Below are 15,660 nucleotides of genomic sequence, written 5' to 3'. Positions count from 1 at the left end.
CAGGCGCACCCTTGGGTATAATGTGCGCCTTTTTTCTGTCTGGTAGTTAATGATGTCTCACGCGGCACAAGCGAAAGCCCAATATAATCTGAACAAGCTGCATAAACGGCTGCGCCGTAATGTCGGCCAGGCCATTGCTGATTTTGGCATGATCAGCGAAGGTGACAAGATCATGGTCTGTTTATCCGGCGGCAAAGACTCCTATACGCTGTTAGATATCCTGCTTAATCTGCAGCAATCTGCGCCGGTGAATTTCAGCATCGTTGCAGTTAACCTGGATCAGAAACAACCCGGCTTCCCGGCGCAAGTGTTACCGGAATATTTAAGCAGCATCGGCGTCGATTTTAAAATTGTTACTGAAGACACCTACTCGATCGTCAAAGAGAAGATCCCGGAAGGTAAAACCACCTGCTCACTGTGCTCACGGCTGCGCCGCGGTATTTTATATCGTACGGCAAAGGAGCTGGGCGCGACCAAGATTGCGCTGGGTCATCATCGCGATGATATGCTGGAAACCTTGTTTTTAAATATGTTCTACGGCGGCAAGATGAAGTCGATGCCGCCCAAGCTGATCAGCGACAATGGTGAACATATCGTGATCCGGCCACTGGCCTACTGCAAAGAAAAAGATATTGAAAAATACTCAGTGGCGAAAGGCTTCCCCATCATCCCCTGCAACCTCTGTGGCTCACAGGATGGTTTACAGCGGCAGGTGGTAAAAGAAATGCTGCAGGATTGGGATAAGCGCTTCCCCGGCCGCATTGAAACCATGTTCCAGGCGATGCAAAATATTATACCTTCGCATCTGGCCGATAACAGTTTGTTCGATTTTAAAGCCATCAGCAAAGACAGCCCGTTAAACGGCGATGGTGATACTGCCTTTGATAAACCGGCCGTACCATCAGTGCCGGTAGGTTTTGAGCAGGATGATGAAGAGCTGAGCGTGCATCAGACGGTAGAACTAAGCTAGTTTAGCCGCAATCTACCTTAAGTATTTTGCTTTAGAAAAGCCTGGTTAAAACCGGGCTTTTTAATTCTAGCTTGCTTACTCTTCCAGCAGACGGCGATTAAAACGGATCATGGCAGTGATTTCTTCAATATACTCATGACCGCGTTCAGAATACGCGCTTAAACCGTGCGCCAGGGCTTCACCACGCAGCGGCTTATTCTCAGCGCGGTGCTCAGCCCGGATATGCCGCAGCTTCTCATAAGTATGAAAGGTATTCAGGTTGTAGAAGTAACTACGGATACTGGCCGCCGGGCTATCGAAGCGGGCAACTTCATGAAACTGATCTTCGGCACGATTTTGTGGGATCAGGCCACAGCCCTCCCGGAAACACCATTGCCCAAAGAAATTATAACCCTCGACCGCAAAGCGGCTGGTACCCCAGGCTGATTCATTGGCAGCCTGCATCAACACCAGACTTTCCGGCAGAATATCCACCCGCTTTAACAGCTCCTGCAACGCCTGGGGATCGGTTTCGGCCACATCCAGTTTAAACTCTTCATACAGGCTGTATAAAAAAGCGTATTCTTCCAGCGAGATACGCAGGTTTTTCTGCTTCTTTTCCGCAATATCTAATAGCTGCTCGCGCAACCAGAGTAAACGCTGGTTCTCGCGTTTTACATGTGGCCGCAGGTAATCAAAAAAGGCCTGTTTTTTGCGGTTAATGTCGCGGATCGCATTAAAGTCCGGTAATGGCTGTTTTGGAATATCTGCTTTCGGATACGCCAGGCGCTGCAGTAGCTTTTTCTGATCCGCTTCTGATAACGCAGTCAGCCGGCTTGGGATCTGCCATTCTTCCAAGGCTTCCGGCTCTTTAATTGGTTCCAGCTGACTAAAAGGGCTGGCGATAGCAATAACTACCCAAAGCCAAAACAGTAGCAGAATCAATTTACGAATTAAGAGCATTCACCACCTTTAATACTGGATTTGTACAAATAACGACCAAAACGGCCGCATATTCTACCGCCAATGAGGCCAGGATTCGATGAAAAAGTTCGAACTGCGCTTTTTTTCTGTTTTATTGCCTGAAAATATTGCAAATTTTTCTGTACTGAGAAACACTGCCATAGGCAGTTTTAGCTGTCTGGATGGATATTTTACTGAAGCAGGCAAACAAGATGAAAGCGGTAGAACGGTCAAATAAACTGGATGGGGTCTGTTACGATATTCGTGGCCCGGTGGCACGTGAAGCGAAACGGATGGAAGAGGAAGGCCACCGCATTCTGAAACTGAATATTGGTAACCCGGCGCCCTTTGGCTTTGAAGCGCCGGATGAAATTCTTAAGCATGTGATCCACAATCTGCCAACAGCACAGGGCTACTCAGACTCACAGGGTATCTATCCGGCCCGGGTGGCGGTAGCACAGTACTACCAGCAACGTGGTATTCTCGGTGCTGATGCAGATGATGTCTATATCGGTAATGGCGTCTCGGAGCTGATCCTGATGTCGCTGCAGGCACTGTTGAATAATGGAGATGAAGTGCTGGTGCCGATGCCGGATTATCCGCTGTGGACCGCCGCGGTGAATCTGGCTGGTGGTAAGGCGGTACATTACCTGTGTGATGAGCAACAGGACTGGCTGCCGGCACTGGATGATATCAAAGCGAAAATCAGCAAAAAAACCCGGGCCCTGGTCCTGATTAACCCGAATAATCCGACCGGCGCTGTCTATAGTGCGGATTTTCTGCGTCAGTTACTGCAGGTTGCACGCGAGCATAAGCTAGTGGTTCTTAGCGACGAGATCTACGACAAGGTGCTGTACGATGGCACTGAGCATGTTAGCACTGCCGCGCTGGCCGACGATCTGGTGATGCTGACCTTTGGTGGCTTATCAAAAAATTACCGCATCGCCGGTTTTCGCATTGGCTGGTTATTTATTTCCGGCGCCAAGCAGGCGGCACGCCAATATATTGAAGGCTTGAATATTCTGGCCTCGATGCGACTTTGTGCCAATGTGCCCTGCCAGCATGCAGTGCAAACCGCACTGGGTGGCTATCAGAGTATTAATGAGCTGGTGGTACCGGGTGGGCGCTTATACGACCAGATGGATCTGGCGCACAAACTGGTGACCGAGATTGATGGCATCAGCTGTATGCGCCCCAAGGGAGCGATGTATCTGTTTCCGAAGATCGATCTTAAAAAATACCGGATTCAGGACGACGAGCTGTTTGTGCTGGATTTTCTGCGCCAGCACAAGGTATTACTGGTGCATGGCCGGGCTTTTAACTGGCCAGAACCGGATCATTTCCGTATTGTCACGCTACCGCACAAAGAACAACTGACCCAGGCCATTAGCCGCCTGGGCCAGTTCTTACAAAGCTACAGTCAATATTAAGCTGCAGATCGGCTGCGGCCTGACAACAGGCCGCAGCCGATCTTAACCTGGCGCTTAGTTCAGCTTACGGTCGACCCAGAACTTCGTTCCTTTGATGGTAGCCTGTAACGCCAGGCCTGCTTCAGTAAACTGATAGATAGTCACCTCATCAACACTGGCTTCAGCCCCTACGGCAGCGCCTTTGTCACCGGCTTTGGCGGCGGCGTCCGCCTGCGCACCGAAGGCCCAGCCCTGTTCAATAAAACGGTTCATCGCCTGCTCAGTGTGAAACACCATCACTAAGCGAAAGTCTTTCACACCGGCGCCCAAGCCGACACCTACCTCGCCCATGCGCATATAGATATCGGCGCCGCTACGGTTATTACGCACCACGCCATAGCCACCACCAAAGCTGGCCAGCAGCAGATTGACATTGGCATTGCTAAATACCGCGTAGCCCGGTGCGCTGGCGACTTCAGGCCGGGCACTGGCTTTCTCGCGATACAACTCAGTTAGCACCTGCTGCCGCATCTCATTAATGGCAGTGCGCTGCTCAGCCGGGGTAGCATTTAAACCGGCGGCGCAGCCTTGCAGCATAAATAATAGTACCGTCAGCAAAGCTGTTTTTATCCACATAGTCCCTCTCCTATTTCGCGGTCTGACAGACCTTAACGCAATAAAGCTTAGCTCAACTATCTGAATCCGCGGTTAATCGCATTCAGGGTACTGTCAGTGCCTGCTGTATTGTCAGCGCCACAGTTAGCAGGTATGCTCCGACAGTCAATAGCCATCCGGATAGCAATATGTCTGCGGAGTTCTCGTTCCAGGCCAGCTTTGAAGCCTTTACCAATCAGCTGGCCGCTGTAGTGTTTTATGCCTTTTCCTTTAATGGGGTACCAATCCCGCTGGTGATGATCTGGCTGATCAGTGGCGCCCTGATTTTTACCTTTTATCTCGGGTTTATTAATATCCGCGGCTTTGGCTACGCTATCCGGCGCTTATTTGCCAAGCCGGAAGCCGGCAGCAGCGGCGAGATTTCGCCCTATAAAGCCCTGACCACAGCCTTATCCGGTACCGTTGGTACCGGTAATATTGCCGGGGTGGCAGTAGCCATTAGTTTGGGTGGTCCCGGCGCGACCTTCTGGATGATTATGGCCGGCCTGCTTGGCATGTCGACCAAATTTGTGGAATGTACGCTGGCGGTGAAGTACCGCCAGCTTAATGCGGATGGCAGCGTCTCCGGCGGGCCGATGTACTATATTAAGGCGGCGCTGGATAAATATCAGTTACCCTGGCTTGGCAGCGCGCTGGCAGTATTCTTCTCCATTGCCGTGATCTTTGGCTCAGCTGGCTTTGTGCACGTGAATCAGGGCTTTGTGCAGGTACAAAGCGTCACTGGCTTTGATAATGCCTGGTTGTTTGGCGCGATCTACGCTGCGTTGATTGGCGCTGTGATTATCGGCGGCATTAAAAGTATCGCCAATGTCACCAGCAAGCTGGTGCCGCTAATGTGCGCCATCTACCTGCTGGCAGCGCTGATCGTGATTGGCAGCCATCTCTCTGCGGTACCGGCTGCACTTTGGCTGATTGTCCAAAGCGCCTTTGCTCCCGACGCCGCCTACGGTGGTTTTATTGGTGTGTTAATTCAGGGTTTTCGCCGTGCCGCTTACTCCAATGAAGCCGGCATCGGCTCGTCACCGATCGCCCATGCCGCCGCGAAAACCAAAGATCCGGTATCCCAGGGTTTTGTTGGCCTGCTGGAGCCTTTTATCGATACGGTAGTGATCTGCACTATTACCGCACTGGTGATCATTCTAACCGGTGCCTATCAAATGCAGGGGCTGGACGGTGTGCAAATTACCTCCAGTGCCTTTGCTACGGTATTTGATTGGTTCCCACTGGTCTTGATGGTGGCCTTGCTGCTGTTTGGCTTTTCGACAGTACTCAGCTGGTCTTACTATGGCCTGACCGGCTGGCGTTATATCGTCGGCACCCACCCCCGACTCACTACACTGTACAAACTGCTGTTCTGTGGCATGGTATCGATGGGAGCGGTGCCGAGCATTATGGCGGTATTTGATTTTATCGATTCGATGATTTTTCTGATGGCAGTACCGAATATTCTGGCGCTGTACTTATTATTGCCGGAAGTAAAACGCGATCTGCAGCATTACTGGCAGCAAAAAATCACGGCGCGAGCCACAGCCGGCAAACCGGCTTAGCCAAAGTCGCCCGCTAAGCCGCCGCATAAAGCGGATGGCTTAGCGTTGTCCTAGGGGATCCTGGCGTGATGCGATGCCAAATCAGGCGGCGTGGCCGGCCGCCACGGCTTTAAGGCCGTTGCTACTGGTATCATCCTGTTTTGCTGTGGTCTGCTCCTCGCTGTCTTGCTTACCGGCTTTGGCCGCTTTTTTAACGCCCAGCGCCACCAGCAAGGGCTCTTTTTGCTGCGCCAGATACAGTGCCAGCGCCTCTGCCTGAGCTTCATCTGCCAGCTGACCAGACGCAGACAACAACACCTGTAGCGCATCAGCCGTATCCAGCATTTTATCGTAGGCATCGGCTTCCGCTTTACTGGTAAAGGTCATTTTTTCTACTCCACTGCGTTCCACGACATATTTGGTGATCACTGCCATTTTTTGACTCCTCAGTACTCTGACTGCGTTATTATCTGAAACTGTTTATTTATACAGTATAAATTTAGGGAAGTCTAGCATCGCTTCTGGACCGCATTTACTTTATGATAAGTTACTGAATCGTTATTAATTGGTGGACTAGGATGACGGAAAAATGGCAAGCCCGCCGCTCTGATGCGCCGGATAATAGACCCAGAGATCACCGTACGCCCTGGCAGCGCGACCGGGCCAGAGTATTGCACTCGGCCGCATTTCGCCGCCTGCAGTCGAAAACCCAGATCCTCGGCATCGGTCAGAACGATTTTTACCGCACCCGCCTGACACACTCGCTGGAAGCCGCGCAAATAGGCACCGGCCTGGTTAACCAACTAAGGTTAAATTGTCCACCAGCGCTGCAAGGCTTGTTACCCGATGATAGCCTGATGGAAGCACTCTGCCTGGCGCATGATTTGGGGCATCCGCCCTTTGGTCATGGCGGTGAAACCGCACTGAACTTTAAAATGTTACCCTATGGTGGCTTTGAGGGTAATGGCCAAACGCTAAGGATCGTTGCCAAGCTCGAACCCTATACCGAGTTTCATGGTATGGACCTTACCCGCCGCACCCTGCTTGGCTTGCTGAAATACCCGGTGTTACAACCCGAAATCCCGCTGTTGCCCGGCGTTGATAACCCACTGAGTCTGGCCGATTGGAAACCCGCTAAAGCCATTTTCGCCGCCGACAGTGATATTCTGGACTGGGTGCTGGCGCCGCTCAGTGCAGCCGATCGGCAAAGCTTTCAGCAGGTACAACAGCTGACACAGTCACCCTGGCAAAAGTCCTGCCACAAGTCTCTGGATGCCTCCATTATGGAGCTGGCCGATGATATCGCCTATGGCGTACATGATCTGGAAGATGCGATAGTACTTGGCAACCTGCGCTATCAACAATGGCAGGATTTTACTGCCACACCTTTTGCCCAGTTGGAGCAAACATATCAGCGACAGCTGGCCGAACTGGCGACTAAGTTATTTAGTCCAAAACATCATTTACGCAAAGATGCCATTGGTTCACTGGTTAATCAGTTAATTACCTCGGTTAGCCTTTATCAAAGCCTGCCGACTTGCGAAGAGCCGCTGATCCGCTACAATGCCCGGCTGGCAGATGCCGAGCAGCATATGTTGCAGACCCTTAAGAATCTGGTCTACCGCTGCGTGATCCAGCTACCGGAGATCCAGCAGTCGCGTTTTCGCTGTCAGAATATGCTGTTAAAGCTATTTGATGCCTTTAGCTCAGATCCACAGCGCTTGTTACCGCTAAATACCCAGGCCCGCTGGCAGGCAGCGGTTGATAACACCGCCAAACAGCGGGTTATTTGCGATTATCTTTCCGGAATGACTGACGATTACGCCGAACGGATGCATCAGACATTGTTTGGGAACTAGCAGTCAGAAAAGGAGTGACAGTGCAGTCACCACTACGCGTATTAGCCGGTGCTACCGCCTGGCGCCATATCCAGCAGGCTGGCCTGAAGGCGAATGATATTGAGGTGATGGTCGGCGCCAGCGGCGGTCCGAAATGGTTTTGCCTTTATGGTTTAGATCAGTATCTGCTGGCTGAGTTTTTTGCCGGCCGTCAGAAACCATTACATTTATTAGGCAGCTCCGCCGGAGCCTGGCGTTTTAGCTGCTATGCTCAGCAGGATGCCGTCGCCGCATCAGCCCGTTTCGCCAAAGCCTATTCGGAGATCTGCTACCCGAAGGGTGCCGATCTGAAGCTGATCACCCGGATCTCGCATGCCATTATCGATCAGGTCCTGCCAACAGCCAGCCATTGTCGCGAAGTGCTGGATAATCCGGTGATGAAACTACATCTGATTGTTGATCGGGCGAAAGGTCTGACCCGCACCCGCAACAGCCTGTTACAGGGAGCAGCGCTCGGCCTGACCGCTACTGCCAACCTGCTTAACCGCTCCTTACTGCAGTTTTTTTATCAGCGGGTACATTTTTATGCCCCCGGAGCCTGCGCCTCTCTGATGCACAGTGCGGAACTGCCGACCGAGCATGTCGCCCTAAACGATGACAATCTGAAAGCGGCGATTCTTGCCAGTGGCTCCATCCCGATGGTACTGGAACCGATTGAGAATATCAGCCACGCCAAACCGGGCCGCTATTTTGACGGCGGCATTACCGACTATCATTTTAATCAGTCCTTTACTGAACAGGGACTGGTGCTCTACCCACATTTTTACCCCAGCCTGACGCCGGGCTGGTTTGATAAAGCCCTGCCCTGGCGCCGGGTGAAGCCGGCGCTGCTGCATAATGTGGTGATCCTCTGTCCCAGCGACGCCTGGGTGCGCAGCCTGCCCTATGCCAAGATACCGGATCGCAAAGACTTTAAACTGCCCGATGCTGAGCGTATCGCCTATTGGCAGGAAGTCCTGCAGCGCTCACATGAGCTGGCCGCCGCCTTTGCCAGCGGCGATTATCAACTTGAGTTACTGTAGCAAGGGCTCGCGATAAATCTCCAACTGCTGACACAAGGTCGCTGCAGCATCCAGGATCCGTGGCGTCGCGCGGTATAGCTGATTAGCATCCAGCGTGATAAAGGCGTGCTGCTGTACCGCCGGTAGCTGCGTAAAGCGCTGCCAGAACGCATTGTGTTCAGTTTTCGCCTCGCGGCTGGCCTGCACTATTACTGCTGGCTGGCGGGCTAATAACTGCTCCAGCGCTACCTGCGGATAATCGGTTTTCGCATCGGCAAAGATATTTTGTGCCGCACACAGCGATAATACCTGCGCTGGCCAGGCTTGATTGGCAACCGTCATTAAAGGCTCAGTCCCGAGCGCAAAGAATACCGGCACTGCTGATTTGGCCTGATACTGGGCCGCCAGTTGCTGTTGTCGTTGCCGGAAAGCAGCGGCCTGCTGCTGTCCTTGCTCTACCTGACCTAGTAGCAGCCCTAACTCAACAAGCTCGCTGGCAATATCATCCAGTAATACTGGCTCAGAATAAAACACCCGAATGCCGAATTGCTGCAGGCGCTGTAAATCGGCCTCCGGATTACCGCCACGCCAGGCCAGCACCAGATCTGGCTTCAGCGCCAGGATCGCCTCGACATTTAAGGCACCGAAGGTATTAAAGGACGGCAAGGATTTGGCCGCCTCCGGATAATCGGAATAATCGCTTACCGCCACCAGCCGCTCACCGGCGTCGAGCAAATACACCCATTCGGTCAGATGCGGGGTCAGGCTGATCAGCCGTTGCGGTACTGCGCTGGTCGCGGCCTGGCTACTTAAAGGCAGCCACAGTAGCAGGCAAAGCAGCAGATATGGGCGCATCTTACCAATCCAGACCGCGCTGTGCTTTGACACCAGCATCGAAAGCATGTTTCACCACCTGTACCTCACTGACCGTGTCAGCTAACTCAATTAAACGACGATGACAGGCGCGGCCGGTGATCACCACATGTTGTTTTGCTGGCCGATTTAATAGCGCCCGTTCAATTCGCTCCAGCGGCAGATAATGGAAGGTCAGCATATAGGTCAGTTCATCCAGCAGCACCAGATCGATGCTGTCGTCAGCCAAAAAGCGCTCCGCTTCCTGCCACACCAACTCTGCCGCGGCAATATCACCGGCCCGATCCTGCGTATCCCAGGTAAAGCCGGTGGCCATTACCGCAAACTCCACGCCATGTTGCTGCAGTAAATTACGCTCACCACAGTCCCAGCTACCTTTAATAAACTGCACCACCGCTGCCGTTAAGCCATGTCCGACGGCACGGGCCACAGTACCAAAACCGGCTGTGGACTTCCCCTTACCATTGCCGGTTAACACCAATAGCAGCCCTTTCTCAATATTGGCACGGGCTACCGCCGCATCAACCTGAGCTTTTAGCCGTTGCTGTCTGGCCTGATGCTGCTGTTGTTTAAGCTGCTCTGACATCTGTACTCCCCATTACACCCGTCGCCGTAGCAACAATAAGAAAAAGAGACTTCCCAGCACTGAGGTAATGACCCCTAGCGGGATTTCCTGCTGTGCCAACAAGGTCCGCGATAGATTATCGACCCATAACATAAAGACCGCGCCCAATAAGGCCGATCCCAGCAGCAAGGGCACAGCGGTGACACCAAACAAATAACGCACCATATGTGGCACCAACAGACCGACAAAGGCGATACCGCCGCATTGTGACACAATCACCGCACTGACCAGCGCCGTGGCAATCAGCAACACCAGGCGCAGACGCTCGGGCCGGATGCCGAGGCTGCGGGCGCTACTGTCTGATAATAACAGTGCATCCAGTTGCCGTCGCAGTGCCAGCGCCAGCAGCAGCAGCAAGACGACCGGAGGGCCAATTAACATTAAGCTTTGCCAGCTGCTGCGGCTTAAACTGCCCATTAACCAGAAGATCACCCGGTTGGCGGCAAAGGGCTCGGCAAAATACAAAATAAAGCTGCTGATAGCACTGAGCATAAAGGATACCGCTACCCCGGCTAACAGCGTGATCTCAATGCGTTGTCGTTGCTGACGCATGGCTACCGCCAGCACCAGCACAATCGCCAGCATGGCCCCGACAAAGGCACCCAGCGCCATACTCAGTTGCTGCTCTGGCAACACGATGCTGACAATAGTCGCGCCCAGTGCTGCACCGGCCATCAAACCAAATAAATAAGGATCGGCCAGTGGGTTACGGCTGGCATTTTGTAGCACAGCGCCGCTGACCGCTAAGCCAGCCCCAACCAGTAGGGCGGTCAGTACCCGTGGCAGCCGCAATTGCCAGATAATGGTTTCGGCCAATGGCTCAGTCCCGTTGAACTGCACTGCCGCCGCCAGCGTCGACAACGGAAAGGAGACACTGCCAAGCAACAGGCTTATCACGACACTTACCAGCAACACCAACGTGAGCAAGCCTAACGCCAACGGGTAATAACGGGTCCAGCGGCTCATAATGCGACCTGCGGGCTGATAAATTGTACCTGCCACCAGCCATATTGCGGATGCTGACTGACTGCTACCGGTAATTCGAATACCTCGCTTAGTAATACCGGTTGCAACACCTGATCCGGACGGCCAAAGGCACGCACCTTACCCTGGTCCAACAGCAATAGTTTATGACAATAGCGCGCAGCGAGATCCAGATCATGGATAGCGCAAATGACGGTTTTTTTCAGCTGCAACAGCAGTTGAAGCAACTGATGCTGATGTTTCACATCCAGATGGTTAGTCGGCTCATCCAGCAATAACACACTGGCCTGTTGTACCAGCGCCCGGGCCAGCGTCAGCCGTTGCCATTCGCCACCCGACAGGCTCTCGACCGGCTGCTGTTGTTTTTCCAGTAAACCGGTTTGGCTTAGTGCCAGTAACACTTGTTGCCGATCATAATCGTTATCCGGTTCAAACCAGTTTTTGTGCGGCAAGAGCCCAAGTGCAGCTACCTGATAACAGCTTAAACCGGTTAAAGGTGGATTATGCTGCGGTAAAAATGCCAGCTGCCGGGCTAATTGCCGCAGTGGGATACTGGCCAGGGGTTTACCGGCAAACAACAGCTTGCCACTGTCTGGCGCCGGACAACCACTTAACAGCGACAGCAACGAGCTTTTGCCGGCACCATTCGGGCCGATAATTCCCACCAGCTCACCGGGTGCCAGCTCCAGGCTGATATCCTGCAGCACCTGGGTGCGCTGCCGCTGCTGCGGATAGCTCAGATTAATTTGCTGTAATGAATAAATGGCGCTCACGCGATTGTCCAGTTAGTTAATGGGCAGCAACCAAGGACAACCGGCAGTACAAGCTGCAGGCAGGGCAAAGGCGCTACCGTGTATTCCCGCACGGGCGTATCGAAGACAACATTCGTGTTCTGGCAGGTCTCCTGACTTAACGCGATAACCCACAGCCACCTTCCCGTTATCAATACTGACACAGTGGTATTAGCTGCAGCGCGTTTCACAGTTGCGGGTACAGTTCAGGTATTCCACCTGATTCCCTTTTCAAGCTCGTAGCTCACCAGACTGCGGCATTCTAGCAGCTAAGACCTGTCACCGCCAGCCAGCTGAACTGCAGCAAAACCCCAGGGCTTTTGACGTTAGCAGCCCGAAGGGTTCGCGCAAGCAAACAAAATCTAAGCAGAAAACGTCAACACGCCCTAACTTCAGCTAAGCTGTTAAGGATATTTGGCTATGATGAGGATAAATTATGACAATTAAGGTACTTGCGATCTGTGGTAGTTTACGCGCCCGTTCGACTAACCGGGGTTTATTGCGTTTTGCCCAGGCAAACGCCCCCACCGGTATGAAGATCCATATCGCCGATCTTTTAGATGTGCCTTTCTATAATGCTGATCTGGCGGAGAAGCCTGCGGCCGTAAGCACCCTACTGCAAGAGTTTGCCGAGGCGGATGCCTTGCTGCTAGCCTGCCCGGAGTACAATTACTCACTGGCGCCAGCGTTGAAAAATGCACTGGATTGGGCCTCACGGGAACCGGATAACCACTTGTTACGCGGTAAACCGGTGGCAATCCTCGGCTCTGCCGGTGGTATGGGCAGTTCCCGTTCACAATATCATTTACGCCAGGTCTGTGTTTATCTGGACTTACACCCTCTGAATAAGCCGGAAGTCTTTGCCAATGCCTTTAGCGGCGCCTTTGACCATGAGGGAAACCTGCTGGATCAAAAAATCCAGGACAATATCCGGCAATTGCTGCAAGCATTGTCCCTTTGGCAGAAACAACTAACCTTACCTCATGGCTGACGTAACCGAAAATAGTGTTATAATATCGCGTATTTAATGGCGCAGTTGCTAGCTGCTGCACATCAGACGCGGGCAATATCTTTGTTTGACAGTAAAAGGATTTATAAGTAGCTGATGCGGATTCTGGGGTTATTTTTAGCTTTGAGTGTGTTGCTGCCGGCTTATGCTAATGTGCCGGCACAGACCGTGCTGGAGTTTCGCCAGGCGCTGGGCTCGCCGGCTTCCCGTTATAGCCAAAGCCTGCTAACAGAAGCTTATCAACGGCTTGGTGTCGAAGCCCGCTTTATCGAGGTGCCGCTGGGTCGCAGTTTAATCGAATCTGATAAAGGTAATCTGGCCGGTGAACTGGCGCGTGTGCTGCATATTAGTCAGCAGTATAAGAATCTGTTGCCAGTGCCTTATGTGCTGTTTGATACCCATGTTTACCTCTATGTTAACCAGCAACGCTGTGCCGGGTGTCAGCTGTCACAAGTCCAAAGCCTGGCCTATGTGCGCGGCACCTTGATTGTCGAAGAGTTGCTGCGTAAGCTACCTGCCTCGCGTCAGGTGATCGGCAGCGGTAGTCTGGATGCCGCCAAACAAATGTTTTTGACTGGCAAAGTCGATGGTGTGCTGTTTCCGGCTTACAAACTCAATGCCACTAGCCCATTCCCGATCAGTGAGCAAATTCTACAAAGCCTGCCGGATTATCATTTTCTACACCGACAACATCAGGAGCTGATCCCAAGGCTCACGCAGATGTTGTTTCAGCTGGAGCGTGAAGGTTTTGCCGAGCGTCTGCGGTTAAAATACGGCGTACCGGCACCGCGACGCCAGCTTTCGCGCAATGAAAAGCCTTTTGCCGAGTACTAACTCCCTGTTACGTCATTTCGTATCACGCTTTGACAAATAAAAAACCCCGCCAAACAGCACGGGGTTCTCACAACAACAGATTATATTAACGGGTATATTTTTCCAGCCACTGGAATACTTCGTTATACCAGCGCACCCGGTTATCTGGCTTTAAGATCCAGTGGTTTTCATCCGGGAAAATCACCAGGCGCGACTCAATACCCTTGCGCTGCAGGTTAGTAAAGGCACCTAAGCCTTGTGCATAAGGTACCCGATAGTCTTTCAGGCCATGGATCACCAGCATCGGCGTTTGCCATTTATCGGCATGCGCCGCCGGGTTAAATTTCTGATAGTCTGACTCCGGGTTCCAGGCCGTGCCACCTAGATCAAACTCTGGGAACCAAAGCTCTTCGGTGCTGCCGTAGAAGCTTGGCATATCATATAAGCCGGCATGGTTAACCAGACACTTAAAGCCATCCGGCCAGTTACCGGCGATCCAGTTCATCATAAAGCCGCCATAAGAGGCACCCAGCGCACAGGCACGATTGCCATCGATCCACGGATAAGCCTGCACCACATGCGCAAAGCCTTTTTGCAGATCAACCAGCGGCTTGCCACCCCAATCACGGCTGATTGAGTCGGTAAAGGCCTGACCATAGCCGGTAGAGCCGTGGAAATCGACCATCACCACCGCATAGCCTTTGGCTGCATACAGTTGGGCATTCCAACGTTCGTTAAACATATTGCCAAAGCTACCTTGTGGGCCACCATGCACTAAAAAGGCCATCGGGTACTTTTTGTTTGGCTCAAAGTTCCAGGGTTTAACCAGATAACCATAGACGGTAGCATCTTCAGCGCCTTTAAAGCTGAACTGTTCAAAGTCACCAAACTGAATGCCTTCGGCCCATTTGCCATTAACCTGAGTTAATTGCTGCGGCTGAGAGCCATCCGCATTGGTCTGGAAAATTTCGGCTGGCATATTCAGCCGGTGATTGGTGAACACCAGCTTATCCGCAGCAACTTGCAGATTACCGGCGTAGCCATCGCCATACAGTTTAATCACATCGCCAAAACTGGTATTAATAGCGTAGATACTGTACTGGCCGACATCCTGAGTGGTGACATAGATGGTTCTGTTATCACGGCCAAAATAGAAATCAGAAATCGAGCGATCCCAGTTTGGCGCCACTTCTTTGCGCTCGCCAGTGATCAAATCCAACAACATTAAACCAAAGCGATCTGCCTCAGCGCCCGGCTTTTGCATCGCCAGATACGCCAGAAAACGACCATCATTGGAGAACTTGGGCTTGGCATCCCAGGCCGGGTTTTCCGCGGTCAGATTGACCTTCTCACCACCATTAATCGACACCTGAAACAAATCAAAGTTAGTGTGCCAGGCCTGATCAACCGCAGGGATCTTAGCACTGAATACCAGTTGCTGATTATCAGACGTAAAGGCGACTTCACTGATGCCGGCGATATTGGTATTCCAGTCGGCCATCAGGTTTTTCGCATCGGTAACAGGAACATCGCCGAGCACCGCCACATGCAGATGTTCGCGATACTGATCCAGCCAGTGATCCCAATGCCGTACCATCAACTGATCATAAGCCAGCGCCGTATCTTTGCGCTCCGCCTCTTTGGCTTTGGCATCCAGCGTACATTGCAGCGTCTGGCAACCGGGTTTCACCGTTAAGCTCAGCGCCAGGGTTTTACCATCACTGGCCAGTTTAAAGCCATTTACCGGTAACGGTAGCCGGGTCACCTGACGGGCTTCACCGCCCTCCAGCGACATTTGCCACAGCTGGGTGCTGCCAGTGCGATTGGCTAAAAAGAAAATACTCTTGCCATCCGGGTGCCACTGCACCGCCGTTTCGCGGCTACTGTTTTCGGTTAAACGGCGAACTTGCCGATTTTCACCCAGTTGCATTAAATAGAGATCATGGCTGGTATCAGCCGGCGCAAAACCGCCGTTAGTCTGGCTGTAAACCAGGGTACGGCCGTCCGGCGACAAAGCCAGATTACCAATTTTATTATGTTGATTCAGATGTTCGACCGTCAGTGGTCCTTTGGCCAGCGCACCAGCACTGAAAAGTGCTAACGCCACTAAACTCAGATGTTTCATGCTTCCCCCAGTTAGTAAA

General features: G+C 52.4%; 16 protein-coding genes and 1 riboswitch. Of the genes, 8 read left to right on the top strand and 8 right to left on the bottom strand.

The genetic code is table 11. From position 1 onward, the window contains the following. The first annotated feature begins 52 nt into the window (after window positions 1-52). Window positions 53-970 carry a tRNA 2-thiocytidine(32) synthetase TtcA gene (gene ttcA, locus A9165_RS04375; RefSeq protein ID WP_065955042.1) on the top strand — a complete coding sequence of 306 codons (918 nt, stop codon included), beginning with the start codon at window positions 53-55 and terminating at the stop codon, window positions 968-970. A 75-nt stretch (window positions 971-1,045) separates the two neighbouring features. Here the strand turns inward: ttcA and A9165_RS04370 are convergent, their stop codons facing one another. Further along, window positions 1,046-1,912, bottom strand: coding sequence for a glucosaminidase domain-containing protein (locus A9165_RS04370; RefSeq protein ID WP_008610254.1), 867 nt, complete (start codon window positions 1,910-1,912; stop codon window positions 1,046-1,048). Window positions 1,913-1,991: 79 nt separating this feature from the next. Between A9165_RS04370 and A9165_RS16870 the strand changes: the two genes are divergently transcribed. Beyond that, entirely contained in the window at window positions 1,992-2,150 is a 159-nt protein-coding gene (locus A9165_RS16870) for a hypothetical protein (protein WP_008610253.1), read from the top strand. Next, window positions 2,125-3,342 (top strand): pyridoxal phosphate-dependent aminotransferase, encoded by a 1,218-nt coding sequence (locus A9165_RS04365; RefSeq protein ID WP_008949394.1) that lies wholly within the window; start codon window positions 2,125-2,127, stop codon window positions 3,340-3,342. The genes A9165_RS16870 and A9165_RS04365 overlap by 26 nt, the downstream gene beginning before the upstream one ends. Window positions 3,343-3,396: 54 nt before the next feature. Here A9165_RS04365 and A9165_RS04360 read toward each other — a convergent pair whose 3' ends face one another. Then, complete coding sequence (locus A9165_RS04360; protein ID WP_065955041.1) at window positions 3,397-3,957, bottom strand: YSC84-related protein; 561 nt, start codon at window positions 3,955-3,957, stop codon at window positions 3,397-3,399. A gap of 167 nt (window positions 3,958-4,124) precedes the next feature. On the opposite strand from A9165_RS04360, the gene A9165_RS04355 reads away from it, so the two are divergent. Then, window positions 4,125-5,543, top strand: a complete 1,419-nt coding sequence (locus A9165_RS04355) for a sodium:alanine symporter family protein (protein WP_065955040.1) — start codon at window positions 4,125-4,127, stop codon at window positions 5,541-5,543. An 81-nt stretch (window positions 5,544-5,624) separates the two neighbouring features. On the opposite strand, the gene A9165_RS04350 is transcribed toward A9165_RS04355, so the two are convergent. Further along, entirely contained in the window at window positions 5,625-5,957 is a 333-nt protein-coding gene (locus tag A9165_RS04350; RefSeq protein ID WP_065955039.1) for a YebG family protein, read from the bottom strand. A gap of 143 nt (window positions 5,958-6,100) precedes the next feature. On the opposite strand from A9165_RS04350, the gene A9165_RS04345 reads away from it, so the two are divergent. Both A9165_RS04345 and A9165_RS04340 read left to right on the top strand, forming a co-directional pair. Next, entirely contained in the window at window positions 6,101-7,381 is a 1,281-nt protein-coding gene (locus tag A9165_RS04345) for an anti-phage deoxyguanosine triphosphatase (RefSeq protein WP_065955038.1), read from the top strand. A 20-nt stretch (window positions 7,382-7,401) separates the two neighbouring features. Continuing rightward, complete coding sequence (locus tag A9165_RS04340) at window positions 7,402-8,442, top strand: patatin-like phospholipase family protein (RefSeq protein ID WP_065955037.1); 1,041 nt, start codon at window positions 7,402-7,404, stop codon at window positions 8,440-8,442. On the opposite strand, the gene A9165_RS04335 is transcribed toward A9165_RS04340, so the two are convergent. Genes A9165_RS04335 through A9165_RS04320 form a run of 4 tightly spaced genes read right to left on the bottom strand, consistent with a single transcriptional unit; the run spans window position 8,434 to window position 11,676 of the window. Next, the gene (locus tag A9165_RS04335) at window positions 8,434-9,276 is read right to left on the bottom strand and encodes a cobalamin-binding protein (protein WP_255365637.1); all 843 of its coding nucleotides are present in this window, start codon (window positions 9,274-9,276) and stop codon (window positions 8,434-8,436) included. The genes A9165_RS04340 and A9165_RS04335 overlap by 9 nt on opposite strands. Window position 9,277: 1 nt before the next feature. Then, window positions 9,278-9,880, bottom strand: coding sequence for a cob(I)yrinic acid a,c-diamide adenosyltransferase (cobO, locus tag A9165_RS04330; RefSeq protein ID WP_008610244.1), 603 nt, complete (start codon window positions 9,878-9,880; stop codon window positions 9,278-9,280). A 12-nt stretch (window positions 9,881-9,892) separates the two neighbouring features. Beyond that, window positions 9,893-10,885 (bottom strand): iron ABC transporter permease, encoded by a 993-nt coding sequence (locus A9165_RS04325; protein ID WP_065955036.1) that lies wholly within the window; start codon window positions 10,883-10,885, stop codon window positions 9,893-9,895. After that, on the bottom strand, window positions 10,882-11,676 hold the full coding sequence (locus A9165_RS04320) for an ABC transporter ATP-binding protein (RefSeq protein ID WP_065955035.1): 795 nt from the start codon (window positions 11,674-11,676) through the stop codon (window positions 10,882-10,884). Before A9165_RS04320 ends, A9165_RS04325 begins: the two co-directional genes overlap by 4 nt. A 103-nt stretch (window positions 11,677-11,779) precedes the next feature. Further along, window positions 11,780-11,961, bottom strand: a riboswitch (cobalamin riboswitch). A gap of 169 nt (window positions 11,962-12,130) precedes the next feature. On the opposite strand from A9165_RS04320, the gene A9165_RS04315 reads away from it, so the two are divergent. Together A9165_RS04315 and A9165_RS04310 are read left to right on the top strand one after the other, a co-directional pair. Then, complete coding sequence (locus tag A9165_RS04315) at window positions 12,131-12,685, top strand: NADPH-dependent FMN reductase (RefSeq protein ID WP_065955034.1); 555 nt, start codon at window positions 12,131-12,133, stop codon at window positions 12,683-12,685. Window positions 12,686-12,799: 114 nt separating this feature from the next. Beyond that, the gene (locus A9165_RS04310; RefSeq protein ID WP_065955033.1) at window positions 12,800-13,537 is read left to right on the top strand and encodes an ABC transporter substrate-binding protein; all 738 of its coding nucleotides are present in this window, start codon (window positions 12,800-12,802) and stop codon (window positions 13,535-13,537) included. 85 nt (window positions 13,538-13,622) lie between these two features. On the opposite strand, the gene A9165_RS04305 is transcribed toward A9165_RS04310, so the two are convergent. Then, window positions 13,623-15,641, bottom strand: a complete 2,019-nt coding sequence (locus A9165_RS04305; RefSeq protein WP_065955032.1) for a S9 family peptidase — start codon at window positions 15,639-15,641, stop codon at window positions 13,623-13,625. Window positions 15,642-15,660: the final 19 nt, after the last annotated feature.

This window comes from Alishewanella sp. HH-ZS, from assembly GCF_001704375.1.
Taxonomy (GTDB): domain Bacteria; phylum Pseudomonadota; class Gammaproteobacteria; order Enterobacterales; family Alteromonadaceae; genus Alishewanella; species Alishewanella aestuarii.
Note: the sequence above shows the minus strand (reverse complement) of the source record. Positions and strands in the feature narration are given on the sequence as shown.

Excerpts from the sequence above, each read along its gene's own strand:
- ttcA (WP_065955042.1), top strand. The coding sequence starts at position 53 with ATGTCTCACGCGGCACAAGCGAAAGCCCAATATAATCTGAACAAGCTG.
- A9165_RS04370 (WP_008610254.1), bottom strand. The coding sequence starts at position 1,912 with ATGCTCTTAATTCGTAAATTGATTCTGCTACTGTTTTGGCTTTGGGTA.
- A9165_RS16870 (WP_008610253.1), top strand. The coding sequence starts at position 1,992 with ATGAAAAAGTTCGAACTGCGCTTTTTTTCTGTTTTATTGCCTGAAAAT.
- A9165_RS04365 (WP_008949394.1), top strand. The coding sequence starts at position 2,125 with ATGAAAGCGGTAGAACGGTCAAATAAACTGGATGGGGTCTGTTACGAT.
- A9165_RS04360 (WP_065955041.1), bottom strand. The coding sequence starts at position 3,957 with ATGTGGATAAAAACAGCTTTGCTGACGGTACTATTATTTATGCTGCAA.
- A9165_RS04355 (WP_065955040.1), top strand. The coding sequence starts at position 4,125 with ATGTCTGCGGAGTTCTCGTTCCAGGCCAGCTTTGAAGCCTTTACCAAT.
- A9165_RS04350 (WP_065955039.1), bottom strand. The coding sequence starts at position 5,957 with ATGGCAGTGATCACCAAATATGTCGTGGAACGCAGTGGAGTAGAAAAA.
- A9165_RS04345 (WP_065955038.1), top strand. The coding sequence starts at position 6,101 with ATGACGGAAAAATGGCAAGCCCGCCGCTCTGATGCGCCGGATAATAGA.
- A9165_RS04335 (WP_255365637.1), bottom strand. The coding sequence starts at position 9,276 with ATGCGCCCATATCTGCTGCTTTGCCTGCTACTGTGGCTGCCTTTAAGT.
- cobO (WP_008610244.1), bottom strand. The coding sequence starts at position 9,880 with ATGTCAGAGCAGCTTAAACAACAGCAGCATCAGGCCAGACAGCAACGG.
- A9165_RS04325 (WP_065955036.1), bottom strand. The coding sequence starts at position 10,885 with ATGAGCCGCTGGACCCGTTATTACCCGTTGGCGTTAGGCTTGCTCACG.
- A9165_RS04315 (WP_065955034.1), top strand. The coding sequence starts at position 12,131 with ATGACAATTAAGGTACTTGCGATCTGTGGTAGTTTACGCGCCCGTTCG.
- A9165_RS04310 (WP_065955033.1), top strand. The coding sequence starts at position 12,800 with ATGCGGATTCTGGGGTTATTTTTAGCTTTGAGTGTGTTGCTGCCGGCT.
- A9165_RS04305 (WP_065955032.1), bottom strand. The coding sequence starts at position 15,641 with ATGAAACATCTGAGTTTAGTGGCGTTAGCACTTTTCAGTGCTGGTGCG.